The sequence below is a fragment of the Pseudomonas sp. P179 genome (genome assembly GCF_000478485.2).
Classification (GTDB): Bacteria; Pseudomonadota; Gammaproteobacteria; order Pseudomonadales; family Pseudomonadaceae; genus Pseudomonas; species Pseudomonas aeruginosa.
The window spans coordinates 2,391,441-2,404,413 of record NZ_KI517354.1 but is presented as its reverse complement, the minus strand read 5'-3'; the positions used below and the strand labels follow the sequence as shown (position 1 = coordinate 2,404,413).

At 68.6% G+C, this 12,973-nt stretch carries 11 protein-coding genes; 7 read left to right on the top strand and 4 right to left on the bottom strand.

Annotation, left to right across the window (positions count from 1 at the left end):
• Nucleotides 1–96: 96 nt before the first annotated feature.
• Nucleotides 97–1,719, bottom strand: coding sequence for an acyl-CoA synthetase (locus HMPREF1224_RS23670; protein WP_003093598.1), 1,623 nt, complete (start codon nucleotides 1,717–1,719; stop codon nucleotides 97–99).
• A gap of 245 nt (nucleotides 1,720–1,964) precedes the next feature.
• Between HMPREF1224_RS23670 and bfiS the strand changes: the two genes are divergently transcribed.
• The 7 genes from bfiS to HMPREF1224_RS23635 all read left to right on the top strand — a co-directional run bounded on the left by bfiS (nucleotide 1,965) and on the right by HMPREF1224_RS23635 (nucleotide 9,111).
• Nucleotides 1,965–4,241: a two-component system sensor histidine kinase BfiS gene (gene bfiS, locus HMPREF1224_RS23665; RefSeq protein WP_010793459.1), complete on the top strand. Its 2,277-nt coding sequence runs from the start codon at nucleotides 1,965–1,967 to the stop codon at nucleotides 4,239–4,241.
• A 2-nt stretch (nucleotides 4,242–4,243) separates the two neighbouring features.
• Nucleotides 4,244–4,888 (top strand): two-component system response regulator BfiR, encoded by a 645-nt coding sequence (gene bfiR, locus HMPREF1224_RS23660; protein ID WP_003118983.1) that lies wholly within the window; start codon nucleotides 4,244–4,246, stop codon nucleotides 4,886–4,888.
• 155 nt (nucleotides 4,889–5,043) lie between these two features.
• Nucleotides 5,044–5,874: an ABC transporter substrate-binding protein gene (locus tag HMPREF1224_RS23655; RefSeq protein WP_003118170.1), complete on the top strand. Its 831-nt coding sequence runs from the start codon at nucleotides 5,044–5,046 to the stop codon at nucleotides 5,872–5,874.
• 84 nt (nucleotides 5,875–5,958) lie between these two features.
• Entirely contained in the window at nucleotides 5,959–6,657 is a 699-nt protein-coding gene (locus HMPREF1224_RS23650) for an amino acid ABC transporter permease (protein ID WP_010793458.1), read from the top strand.
• Nucleotides 6,654–7,358, top strand: coding sequence for an amino acid ABC transporter permease (locus HMPREF1224_RS23645; protein ID WP_010793457.1), 705 nt, complete (start codon nucleotides 6,654–6,656; stop codon nucleotides 7,356–7,358). The genes HMPREF1224_RS23650 and HMPREF1224_RS23645 overlap by 4 nt, the downstream gene beginning before the upstream one ends.
• Entirely contained in the window at nucleotides 7,355–8,098 is a 744-nt protein-coding gene (locus tag HMPREF1224_RS23640) for an amino acid ABC transporter ATP-binding protein (protein ID WP_003144541.1), read from the top strand. Before HMPREF1224_RS23645 ends, HMPREF1224_RS23640 begins: the two co-directional genes overlap by 4 nt.
• An 8-nt stretch (nucleotides 8,099–8,106) precedes the next feature.
• Nucleotides 8,107–9,111 carry an isopenicillin N synthase family dioxygenase gene (locus tag HMPREF1224_RS23635; RefSeq protein ID WP_003101381.1) on the top strand — a complete coding sequence of 335 codons (1,005 nt, stop codon included), beginning with the start codon at nucleotides 8,107–8,109 and terminating at the stop codon, nucleotides 9,109–9,111.
• A gap of 40 nt (nucleotides 9,112–9,151) precedes the next feature.
• Here HMPREF1224_RS23635 and pqsL read toward each other — a convergent pair whose 3' ends face one another.
• From pqsL to HMPREF1224_RS23620, 3 genes are all read right to left on the bottom strand, one after another.
• A complete protein-coding gene (gene pqsL, locus HMPREF1224_RS23630; RefSeq protein ID WP_003101379.1) occupies nucleotides 9,152–10,348 on the bottom strand; it encodes an FAD-dependent monooxygenase PqsL in 1,197 nt (398 codons plus the stop codon).
• A gap of 167 nt (nucleotides 10,349–10,515) precedes the next feature.
• A complete protein-coding gene (locus HMPREF1224_RS23625; protein ID WP_003101377.1) occupies nucleotides 10,516–12,006 on the bottom strand; it encodes an aldehyde dehydrogenase in 1,491 nt (496 codons plus the stop codon).
• Complete coding sequence (locus tag HMPREF1224_RS23620) at nucleotides 11,999–12,910, bottom strand: dihydrodipicolinate synthase family protein (RefSeq protein WP_010793456.1); 912 nt, start codon at nucleotides 12,908–12,910, stop codon at nucleotides 11,999–12,001. The genes HMPREF1224_RS23625 and HMPREF1224_RS23620 overlap by 8 nt, the downstream gene beginning before the upstream one ends.
• Nucleotides 12,911–12,973 lie beyond the last annotated feature (63 nt).

The window sequence follows — 12,973 nt, the reverse complement described above, 5'->3', positions numbered from 1 at the left end:
GCCGGCGGGACGGCCGCAGGTACAGGGTTGCCCGTGCGCATCCTGCCTACGGCCGCCGTGGCACGGCCGCTGCACGGGCAATTCGGCTGGCGGCGCTCAGAGGGCGGCGGCCCACTCGCGCAGCACGTATTTCTGGATCTTGCCGGTGGAGGTCTTCGGCAGTTCCGAGAACACCACGGTACGCGGAATCTTGAACGCGGCCAGGTGTTCGCGACAGAACGCGACGATCTCGCTCTCGGCGAGCCCCTGATGATCGCTCTTCAGGGTAATGAACGCACAGGGCGTTTCCCCCCACTTTTCGTCGGGCCGCGCCACCACCGCCGCCTCCAGCACCGCCGGGTGGCGGTAGAGCACGCCCTCCAGTTCGATGGTGGAGATGTTTTCGCCGCCGGAGATGATGATGTCCTTGAGCCGGTCGCGGATCTCGATGTAGCCGTCCGGATGGCAGACCGCCAGGTCGCCGGTATGGAACCAGCCGCCGGCGAAGGCTTCCTCGGTGGCGCTGGGATTCTTCAGGTAGCCCTTCATCACGGTATTGCCGCGCATGAATATCTCGCCGATGGACTGGCCGTCGCGCGGCACCGGCTCGAGGGTCTTCGGGTCGGCCACCATCACCCCTTCGAGGGTCGGGTAGCGCACGCCCTGGCGCGACTTGATCGCGGCGCGTCGCTCCAGCGGCAGGTCGTCCCACTCGCCGTGCCAGGCGCAGACCGTGACCGGGCCGTAGACCTCGGTGAGGCCGTAGACATGGGTGACGCGGATGCCCATCTCTTCCACCGCGCCGATCACCTTGGCCGGTGGCGCGGCGCCGGCGACCATGGCATGCACCGGGTGGTCGATGGCGGCCTTGGCCGAGTCGGGCATGTTGATCAGGGCGTTGAGCACGATGGGCGCGCCGCACAGGTGGCTGACCTGGTGCTCGCGGATCAGGGTGAGGACCTTTTGCGGATCGACCCGCCGCAGGCAGACGTGGACGCCGGCCAGCGCGGTCACCGTCCACGGATAGCACCAGCCGTTGCAGTGGAACATCGGCAGGGTCCAGAGGTACACCGGGTGCTGGCCCATGGACCAGGTCATCTGGTTGCCCAGCGCGTTCAGGTAGGCGCCGCGGTGATGGTAGACCACGCCCTTGGGGTTGCCGGTGGTGCCCGAGGTGTAGTTCAGCGAGATCGCCTGCCACTCGTCCCGGGGCCATTCCCAGGCGAACTGCGGGTCGCCCTCGGCGAGCAGCGCCTCGTAGTCCAGTTCGCCAACCGGGCGGCCTTCGCCATACTCGGGGTCGTTGACGTCGACCACCAGCGGCGGGTGGTCGAGCATACCGATGGCGGCATGGATCACCTCGTGGAATTCGTAGTCGGTGATCAGCACCTTGGCTTCGCCGTGTTGCAGCATGAAGGCGATGGCTTCGGCGTCGAGGCGTACGTTGAGGGTGTTCAGCACCGCGCCGATCATCGGCACGCCATAGTGCGCCTCGAGCATCTCGGGGATGTTCGGCAGCATCACCGCCACCGTGTCGCCCTGGCCGATGCCGCGCCCGGCCAGGGCCGAGGCCAGGCGTCGGCAGCGTTGGTAGGTCTGCGCCCAGTCGCGGCGGATGTTGCCGTGGATCACCGCGGGGTAGTGCGGATAGACGCTGGCGGTGCGCTCGATGAAGCTCAGCGGCGTCAGGGCGATGTGGTTGACGGCGGCGGGCGCGAGACCCTGTTCGAAGATCGACATGAAGAGTACCCCGTGGCTGATTGTTAGCTCTGTTCTGGGTAAGGGTCACGATCTGCCGCGCGCGGAGAGACTGCGTCGAAAACGGCTGGTTTCTCTGGCTCGGCAGATCGTGAACAGCTTCCAAGGACCAGGCGAAGCGCTCCTTGGGTTGGGGCGATTTATAGCAACGATGAAAAATATATGGAAGTTAAACCATAAGCTTATAGTATAAATACCATATAAGTTCCCAGGATCATCTTCCGCCCATGAGTCCGCTTCCCGCTTCGCCTGCCCTCAACAGCCTCCTGCGCCTGCTGCGCGAGGGCGCGCCGCTGGTCGAGCGGGTCGGTGCGCTGCGCCGCTTGCTGCTCGAACATCCGGGCACGCGCCAGGCCTGGTACCTGGCCTGGCAGCCGCAGGCGCAGACCTATACCCCGGTGCCGCCGTCGCCGGCGCTGCCGCCGGGCGCCGGCGAGCCGAACCGGGCCAGCGACCTGGCGTTGCGCGAGCGGCTGGTGCGCGACGGCCGGCTGGCTCTGGACGAATTGCGGCGTTCCGCGTCCTGGCTCGGCGCGCGCTTGCGGCGTGCCGGCGTGGAGCATGGCATGGCCTTCGCCCTCGACCTGCAGGCCGGCGACGAAGGCCTGCTGCTGGTGGCCAGCGATACGCCGCAGAGCGCTGCGCTGGACTGGCTCGGCCTGCTCCTCGCACCGTTGCTCGCCGCCGCCCGTGGCGTCACCCGCGCTGCGCCGTTCCTCGCGGCCGACCCGCAGCCGGCGCTGCTGCTCGACGGCGAGGCGCAGGCGGTGGAATTCAACCAGGCCTTCCTTGCCTTGCTTGGCGAGCGGCCGCGCGAGGCCTGGCGCGCTTACCTCCCGGCCAACCATGGGCAACTGGTGCGCGCCAGCCTGGGGCAGGCGCGGGCCCTCGGCGAGGTGGAGGCGGAGTGCGACGGACGCATCCTGCTCTGGCAGTTCATTCCCGACAGCGCCGAGGCCCGGGTGCTGGCGCGCTGCCGCGACGCAACCGCCAGCCTGCGCGGCGAGCGCGAGGCGGCGCGGGCCAGCCGGCTGTACCGGCTGATCACCGAGAACACCACCGACCTGATTTCCCGGCATACCCTCGACGGCATTTTCCTCGACGCCTCGCCGGCCTCCTGGACCCTGCTCGGCTACTGGCCGGAGGAACTGCGCGGGCGTCCGGCGCAGGCGTTGTTCCACCCCCAGGACCGCGGCCAGGTGGCGCTGCGCGCGCGCGAAGCGCTGGAGCAGGACGGCTACCTGACCATCACCTACCGTATCCGCCACCGCGACGGCCGCTACCGCTGGTTCGAGACCGCCAGCCGGGCGATCCGCGAGACCTACACCGGGGCGGTGGTGGAGGTGGTCAGCGTGTCCCGCGATGTCACCCGGCGGGTCGAGGCGGAGGAGAACCGCCGGCGCCTGGCCGAAGTGGTCGAGGCGAACACCGACCTGGTGCTGTTCGTCGAGCATGGCGGCCGCGTCACCTACCTCAATCCTTCGGCACGTGCCGCCCTCGGCATCGCCGACGGGCAGGAGGCGCCGGCGCTGGAACGCCTGCTGGCCGGCGACACTCCGGCGCGGCTGGCCGAAGAGGGTTGGCGACAGGCGCGCGATGGCGGCGTTTGGAGCCGCGAGGGGCGCCTGCAACCGCAGGACGGGCGTCCGTCGCTGCCAGTCTCGCTGGTGTTGCTGGCCCATCGCGGCCGCGGCGAGGAGCGCTATTACTCGCTGGTGGCCCGCGACATGGCCGAACGCGAACTGCGCGAGGCCCAGCAGCGCCGTCACCAGGACGAACTGGCGCACACTGCGCGGCTGGTCACTCTCGGCGAACTGGCCTCGGGCATCGCCCACGAGATCAACCAGCCGCTGGCGGCGGTGATGAACTACGCCAGCGCCAGCCAGCGTTACCTGGCCGTCCTCGGCAGCCAGCCCGAGGCCGCCGGGCGGGTGGCCGAGGGGCTGGCGCGGATCGGCGAGCACGCCGGCCACGCGGCGGAGGTGATCAAGCGCCTGCGCGCCTTCCTGCGCAAGGGCCAGCGGCGCCTGCAGGCGCTCGACCTCAACCAGGTGGCACGCGAGGCCATCGGCCTCTGCGCGTGGGAAGCCGGGCACTGGCAAGTGGCGGTGGAAGAAGCGATGACCGACAATCCGCCGCCGCTGTATGCCGACCGCGTGCTGCTCGAACAGGTGTTCCTCAATCTGCTGCGCAACGCCATCGAAGCCAACCGCGAGGCGCATCCCGGCTCGCCGTCGCGGGTCGTCATCGGTAGCCGCGTCGAGCCCGGCGGGCTGCTCTGCCTGTGGGTTCGCGACCAGGGACCGGGAGTGCCGGCGGATCAGCTGGAACACATTTTCACGCCGTTCTACACCAGCAAGCCGGAAGGGCTGGGCCTGGGCCTGTCGATGAGCCGCAGCATCGTCGAGGGCTTCGGCGGCACCCTCGAAGCCGAGCTGCCGGCGGATGGCGGGTTGCTCATGAACTGCCGGCTGCCGCTCGCCGCCGGCGCCACGGGAGGGTAACGATGGCTATGCCTGACGAAGCGCTGGTCTACGTGGTCGACGACGACCAGGGCATGCTCGAATCGACGGTCTGGCTGCTGGAATCGGTCGGCCTCAAGGCACGGCCCTTCACCCAGGGCCGGGACTTCCTCGATGCCTGCGAGGGCGGCCGCCATGCCTGCGTCCTGCTCGACGTGCGGATGCCCGGCATGGGCGGGCTGAACGTGCAGGACGAACTGCTGGCGCGCGGCATCGACCTGCCGGTGATCTTCGTCAGCGGCCATGCCGACGTGCCCATCGTGGTGCGCGCCTTCAAGGCCGGTGCGGTGGATTTCATCGAGAAACCCTACAACGAACAATTGCTGCTCGACAGCGTGCAGCAGGCCCTCGATCGCCACGCCCGTCGGCGCCGGCACCGCGATCTCGACGCCGGGTTGCGCGAACGCCTGGACAGCCTCACCCCGCGCGAGCGCGACGTGCTCTTGCCGCTGGTGCGCGGCCATACCAGCCGCGAGGTGGCCGAGCAACTGGAAGTCAGCGTGAAGACCGTCGACCTCTACCGCGCGCGGGTGATGAAGCGCATGCAGGCCCAGACCCTGCCGGAGCTGGTGGGCATGGCCATCGCCGCCGGGCTGGTGGACCCGCTGCGCTTGCGCGAGGGCACCTGAGCGCGCGCGGGCCCTGGCGCAGGGCGGGAAGTGGCATAGTTTGATATCTCATATGGTTATATGAAAACCATATTTCACCGGATGTTTGGTTATTAATAGACTGCGGCCCACCCGGCGCCCGACGTCGAACCCCATTCCTCCGCGAGATACCCATCATGAAGATTCGCCTGCTTGGCGCAGCCGTGGCGGCTGTGTTCACCCTGATCGGCAGCGCTGCCCATGCCGACGACCTGGCCGACATCCGCAAAAAGGGCGAGATCGTCATCGGCACCCTTGGCACCGACGAGCCGAACAGCTTCATCGACCCGAAGACCCGTCAGATCATCGGCTACGAGGTCGATCTTGGTACCGAGATCGCCAAGGCCATCGGGGTCAAGCCGGTGTTCAAGCAGATTTCCGTGGCGGCGCGTATCCCGGAGTTGCAGCAGGGCCACGTGGACCTGCTCGCCGCCTCGCTGACCCACAACAAGGAGCGCGAGGCGCTGGTGGATTTCTCCTATTCGATCATCGTCACCGGGCAGAAGGCCCTGGTGAAGAAGAACGCCGGCTTCGCCTCGCTGCATGACCTCGACGGCAAGAAGGTGCTGACGGTCAAGGGCGGCACCCAGGAGCCGAACATCCGCAAGGCGTTGCCCAACGCCCAGGTGGTCACCTTCGAGACCAGCCAGCAGGCGCTGCTGGCGTTGCAGCAGGGCAAGGGTCAGGCCTTCGTCGACGACGAGTCGGCACTGGTCAACGATTTCGGCAAGCTCGGCGCGGCGGCCGGCGGCTACGCCATCCTGCCGGAGAACCTGAGTACCGAGGCCCTGGCCATCGCCTTCCGCAAGGGCAATCCGCAACTCAAGCAACTGGTCGACTCGACCCTCGCCGGCCTGGAGCGCAGCGGCGCGGCGGAGCAGCTGTACCTCAAGTGGTACGGGCCGGGCACCAAGTCCAACCTCAGCGAGCGCCACTTCAAGATCGATTCCGACCGGATCCCCGAGTGAGCGCCTGACGTCTCTGCGTGACGGCGACCATGCGCGTCGCCGCCCGTCCCCTGTGAGTCCTCGCGGACAGCGTGCGCCTTTCCCATGTTCGAGTTCGATTTCTCCCTGCTGCTGCGCGGCCAGTACCATGAGATGCTGGTCGCCGGCCTGCTGCTGTCGCTGAAGCTGGCCGCCGTCACCCTGGTCTTCGCCGTGCCGCTGGCGATGCTGGTGGCGCTGCTGCGCCTGGCGCCGTTGCGCGCCCTGCAATGGCTCGGTTTCGCCTATGTCGAGAGCATCCGCAACGTACCGCTGCTGGCGCACATGCTGTTCTGGTACTTCGCCGCGCCGGAATGGCTACCCGAGGACCTCAAGGCCTGGCTCTACGCCGGCAACATCGAGGCCGCCAGCGCTATCGTCGCGCTGACCCTGTACACCGCCGCGTTCATGAGCGAGGACATGCGCAGCGGCATCCGCGCGGTGCCCACGGTGCAACTGGAGGCCGCCCGCGCGCTGGGCTTCGGCTACCTGGCGAGCATGCGCCTGGTGATCCTCCCGCAGGCCTTGCGGATCACCGTACCGCCGCTGATCTCGCAAACCCTCAACCTGTGGAAGAACACCAGCATCGCCACGGTGATCGGCGTCGCCGAGCTGATGTACCAGGCCGGCCAGGTGGAGAGTTCGACCTTCCGCAGCTTCGAGTCCTTTGCCTTCGCCACCGTGGCCTATCTCAGCGTATCGCTGCTGATCACCGGCGCCGCCGCCTGGTACCAGCAGCGCTATCCGGGAGTCGAACGGCGATGACCACCCTGGAACTGATCGATAGCTACTGGCTGTACTTCCTCGTCGGCCAGTACCCCAACGGGCCGTTGGGCGGGCTGGCCCTGACCCTGGTCCTGGCCTCGCTGGCGCTGCTGCTGGCGCTGCCGCTGGGCATCCTGCTCGGCCTGGCGCGGGTCAGCCCCTGGCGCTGGCTGCGCTGGCCGGTCACCGCGCTGGTCTTCGTGGTGCGCGGGGTGCCGTTGCTGATGGTGATCTTCTGGGCCTATTTCTTCCTGCCGACCCTCACCGGCCAGCGCACCGACCAGTTCACCACCATGCTGCTGGCGCTTGTGCTGTTCGACGCGGTGTACCTGGCCGAGATCGTCCGCGCCGGCATCCAGGGCCTCGACCGTGGCCAGTTCGAGGCGGCGCGTTCGCTCGGCCTGGGCTACCTGGCGAGCATGCGCCTGGTGATCCTCCCGCAGGCGCTGCGCAACATGCTGCCGTCGTTGGTCAACCAATTCGTCTCGACGATCAAGGAGACCTCCCTGGGCTACATCATCGGCCTGGCCGAAGTCAGCTTCATCGCCTCGCAGATCAATACCCAGGTGTTCACCCTGCCGACCCAGGTCTACCTGATCCTCGGCCTCACCTATTTCATCCTGTGCTTCGGCCTGTCGCGTTTCGCCTTCTGGCTCGAACGCCGCCAGGCGCAGCGTGGCAATCCCAAGGAGGCCCGATGATCCGGCTGGAAAAGGTCAACAAATGGTACGGTGCCTACCACGCCCTGGCGGATGTCGACGAACAGGTCGGCCGCGGTGAGGTGGTGGTGGTCTGCGGACCCTCGGGCTCCGGAAAATCCACCCTGATCCGTACCCTGAACCGCCTGGAACCGATCCAGGGCGGGCGCATCCTGATCGATGGCCAGGACATCCACGCTCCCGGCCTGGACCTCAATCGCTTCCGCTCGCACATCGGCTTCGTGTTCCAGCAGTTCAATCTGTTCCCGCACCTGAACGTGCTGGACAACTGCACCCTGGCGCCGCTCCGTTTGCGCGGCCTGAAACCCGCGGAGGCACGCCGCCAGGCCATGGCGCTGCTGGAGCGGGTCGGCCTGGCGGACAAAGCGGCGGCGTTCCCCGCACGGCTTTCCGGCGGCCAGCAGCAGCGCGTGGCGATCGCCCGCGCGCTGGCGATGGAGCCGCCGCTGATGCTGTTCGACGAACCGACCAGCGCCCTCGACCCGGAGATGGTCGGCGAGGTGCTGCTGGTGATGCGCGACCTGGCCCGCGACGGCATGACCATGGTGGTGGTAACGCATGAGATGGGCTTCGCCCACGACGTCGCCGACCGCGTGCTGTTCATGGACGCCGGCCGGGTGCTGGAGCGCGCCAGCCCCGACGATTTCTTCAACCGCCCGCAGCACCCGCGTGCGCGGAAGTTCCTCGCCGACATCCGCACCCCCTTCGCCCAACCCCTGTGAGGAACGCCATGAGCACTCCGAGTCTGCCGATCATCGATATCGCCGCCCTTGCCGGCAGCGACCCGGCGGCGCGACGGTCGGTCGCCGTGCGAATCGACCGCGCCTGCCGCGAGCAGGGCTTCTTCTACGTGGTCGGGCACGGCGTCGAGGCGCAACTGGTCGAGCGCCTGGAGCGCCTGGCGCGGCAGTTCTTCGCCCTCGACGAGACGAGCAAGCTGCGCTGGCGCATGGAGCTTGGCGGGCGCGCCTGGCGCGGCTATTTCCCTCTTGGCGGCGAACTGACCTCCAACCGCCCGGACTGGAAGGAAGGCTTGTACCTGGGCAGCGAACTGGACGCTGAGCATCCCGAAGTGCGCGCCGGGACGCCGCTGCATGGCGCCAACCTGTTCCCCGAGGTGCCCGGCCTGCGCGAGACGCTGCTGGAGTACCTGGACGCAACCACCCGCGTCGGCCACCGGCTGATGGAGGGCATCGCCCTCGGTCTGGGACTGGAAGCCGACTACTTCGCCGCGCGCTATACCGGCGATCCGCTGATCCTCTTCCGCCTGTTCAATTATCCGAGCCAGCCAGTGCCGGAGGGCCTCGACGTGCAGTGGGGCGTCGGCGAACACACCGACTACGGCCTGCTCACGCTGCTCCACCAGGACGCCATCGGCGGCCTGCAGGTGCGCACCCCACAGGGCTGGCTGGAGGCTCCGCCGATACCGGGCTCGTTCGTCTGCAACCTCGGAGACATGCTCGAACGCATGACCGGCGGCCTCTACCGCAGCACGCCGCACCGGGTGGCACGCAACACTTCGGGGCGAGACCGCCTGTCGTTCCCGCTGTTCTTCGATCCGAACTTCCATGCCCGCGTGCAGCCCATCGAAGGGCTGCCCGAGGTGCCGGAACAGGATGACAGCGCCCGTCGCTGGGACCAGGCCAACGTCCACGCTTTCCACGGCGAGTACGGCGACTACCTGCTGAACAAGGTGGCCAAGGTATTCCCGCAGTTGCGCCGCGACCTGCTCTAGGCGCGCGGCCGGACGCTACGCTCCGGCCGCGCTGGCGGGTTCAGCCGAGCGGCGCCGGCGACCGCACCGGCTGGTAGGAGCGCTCGCCGCCCAGGGCTTCCGGCGTACGGCTGCTGCCCTGCAGGGCGGTGTCGAAGACCCCGGCGAAGCGCTGGCGATCCTCCAGGCTGGTGGCCAGCGCATGGCCATAGGAGACGATCGCCTGGTTCACCGGGAAGCGCTCGGCCTGGTAGCCGGCCAGGGCATCCTCCAGCGCGCAGGCGTCGCGCAAGGCCAGGTCGAGGGCGTCGGCCAGGGCGCTGGCGTCCTCGATGGCCAGGTTCATGCCCTGGCCGGTGATCGGATGCACGTTGTGGATGGCGTCGCCGAGCATCGCCACGTTGTCCGCCCAGTAGCGGTCCAGGTTCAGGTAGCCGATGGGGATGCCCTTGAAGCGCGAAGTGCCGGTGACGGCGGCGATCGCCTCGGCGCTCTCGTCGCCGACGAAGCGTTGCAAGCGCCGGCGCAGCGACTCGCCGCGGGTGTCGGCCATCAGCTCGCGCGCCTCCTCCCTGGGGAAGCTCACCACCAGTCGCGCGCGGTCGAAACCGATCGGATAGAAGTAGGCCAGCCCGCCCTGCGAGTCCACGTACAGGCGGTTGCGCTCGGCCACGCAGGGCGCCAGGGCGAAGGTGCCGACCAGCATCGGCGACGGGTAGGGGCGGCGTTCCACATCGATATCGAGCAGCCGGCGGCGCACGTAGGAGGCGATACCGTCGGCTCCCACCACCACCCGCGGACGCAGCACGCGGCCGTCGTTCAGGCGCACCTGGTCGATCGCGTGGCGCTCGTCGCGCTGCACCGCTTCGATGCGGGTCTCGAACAGCATCTCGACGGTCGCTTCGCCGTCGATTTTTTCCAGTACCAGGCGGCGCAGCGACTCGCAGGGCATGAGGATGAAATAGCCGCGCGCGTCGACGCTGGAATAGTTGAAATAGCGAAGCAGCTCGCCGTCGTGATAGACCTCCAGCTCATGGCGGACCCGCCCACCGCGACGGGTCACCTCGGCCAACAACCCGGCCGCCTCGACCACCCGGATGCCGGCCGGCTTGAGCAGGTCGGCGCCGTTGATCGCGCGTTCGCGCCGTGCCTGCTCCACTACCACCACGCGGTGGCCCTGGCGGCCGAGCAGGTAGGCGAGCATCGCCCCGCCGATGCCGCAGCCGTTGATCAGTACATCGATATGGTTGTCCGTCATGGATGAGTCTCCGTGTCGTTCCTGGCGGAAAAGGGAAGGGTGGAGGCAGCAGCATAGCGACGGAACGTTATGCAGAATGGGTGTTGTCTGCACTTGGTCGCCTGTCCGGCCTGGTTGTCCGGTCTCGCCGCCAGGCGGGAGTGCCGGCCCTTGCGGGCCGGACAGCTTCAGGAAGCGTCGATCCAGATGGTCTTCAACTCTGTGTACTGGTCGTGTGCCCAGACCGACTTGTCGCGACCGCCGAAGCCTGACTCCTTGTAGCCGCCGAAGGGCGTCGAGGCGTCGCCCTCGCCGAAGCAGTTGACGGTGACGATCCCCGCGCGGATCTCTCGCGACAGGCGCAGTGCGTGGCGCAGGCTGCCGGTGTAGGCCGAGGCGGCGAGGCCGTAGACGGTGTCGTTGGCCAGGGCGATGGCTTCGTCGATGTCGTCGAAAGAGGTGACCGAGAGCAGCGGGCCGAAGATTTCCTCGCGGAACAGCCGGCTGTGCGGCGAGACGCCATCGACCACGGTCGGCTCGACGAAGATGCCAGCCTCGGTGGCGCCGCCGAAGCGCACCGCCAACCGCTCCGTCCTGGCCTGGTCGAGGTACGCGCGGACCTTCTCGAAGTGCGCCGGGCTGACCAGCGCGCCGAGGCGATTACGCGGATCCAGCGGGTCGCCCATGCGCCACTCGCGGAGCTGCGCGCCGATGCGTTCGAGCAGCGCCTCGCGGACCTCGGCATGGACGATCAGCCGCGAGGACGCCGAGCAGTTCTCGCCCATGTTCCAGAACGCGCCGTTGACCACGTGTTGCGCCACCAGGTCGAGGTCCTCGACATCGTTCATCACCACCGCCGGGTTCTTGCCGCCGCACTCCAGTACCACCCGCTTGAGGTTGGACTCGGCGGCGTACTTGAGGAACAGGCGGCCGGTCGCGGTGGAGCCGGTGAAGCTGACCATCGCCACGTCCGGGTGGCGGCCCAGCGGTTCGCCGGCCTCGCGGCCGCCGCCGGGGACCACGTTGAACACCCCGGCGGGGATCCCCGCCTGGCTGGCCAGTTCGGCGACGCGCAGGGCGGTCAGGCTGGTCTCGGGGGCCGGCTTGACCACTACGGAGCAGCCTGCCGCCAGCGCCGGGCCGATCTTCCAGGCGAGCATCAGCAGCGGGAAGTTCCACGGCAGCACCAGGCCGACCACGCCGATCGGCTCGCGTACCACCATGGCCAGCGCCGCCGAACCGACCGGGGCGGTGCTGTCGTAGATCTTGTCGATCAGTTCGGCATGCCAGCGCAGGGTATTGATGGTTTCCGGCAGGTCGGTGTGCTGGCATTCGCGGATCGGCTTGCCGCTGTCGAGGCTCTCCATCACCGCCAGTTCCAGCAGGTGCTCTTCCAGCAGCTCGGCCAGGCGCAGCAGCGCCGCCTTGCGCTCGGCGGGCGTGCGCGAGCGCCAGCGGCCGTCCTCGAACGCCCGCCGCGCGCTGGCCACGGCGTGCCCGACGTCCTCCGCGTCGCAGGCGGCGACCTGCGCCAGCAGCTCGCCGGTGGCCGGGTTGGTCGAGGCGAAGGTGCGGCCGCCGCAGGCATCGCGGAACCCTCCGTCGATGAAGGCGCGCTGGGGAAGGTCCAGCGTCGCGGCGATGGCCGCGTATTCCTCCCGGCTCAGCAGCTCAGTCATGGCGGCCACCCTCGACGATCCGCGCGACCTCGCCCTTGAGCCTGGCGACGATCTCCGCCAGTGCCGCCTTGCCGGCCTCGTCCAGCGCCTTCAGCGGCGCACGTACGCCGCCGGTGCGCAGGCCGGCCAGCTCGCAGCCGTGCTTGATCGACTGGACGAAGTGACCGCTTTCGAGAAAGTCCATCAGCGGCATCATCGCCGCCATGATGCGCCGGCCCTTGGCGAAGTCGTTCTCGACCACGCAGGCCTGGTACAGGGCGAGGTGTTCGCCAGGGATGAAGTTGGAGCCGGCGCAGACCCAACTGCGCGCGCCCCAGGCGAAGAACTCCAGGGCCTGGTCGTCCCAGCCGCAGGACAAGGCGATCCGCGGGTGGCGGCAGGCCAGGCGGTGCAATTGCGCGGTGGAGCCGGAGCTTTCCTTGATCGCGACGATGTTGCGGCAGCCGGCGACGGCGGCGAAGAACGCCTCGTCCATCTCCACGCCCATCCGCGCCGGATAGTTGTAGAGCATGATCGGCAGGCCGGCGGCGCGATCCACCGCCAGCACGTGCTCGGCGATCTCCCGCGAGGTCGGCAGCGCGTAGGGCGGCGAGCCGACCAGGATGGCGTCGGCGCCGATGGCGCGGGCGGCTTCGGCGTAGGCCAGCGAGTCCTCGGTGCGGATCGCGCCGGTTCCCACCACCAGCGGCAGGCGCCCGGCGATGACTTCGCTGGCGTGGGCGGCGAGGGCCAGGCGTTCCTCGGCGGTGTGCGCGTAGTACTCGCCGGTGGAGCCGCCGATCACGATGCCGTGCACCTTCGACTCGACGAGAAACTCCAGGACCTCGGTGAAGGCCTGGGTGTCGATGCTGCCGTCGGCGCTCAGCGGGGTGATGGCGGGGGTATAGATACCTTCGAATTTCACGGGGGTTCCTCCTGTGGGATGCTGGGCCGCGGCGCACCCGGCGGACGCTGCCGCGGCGGGTGG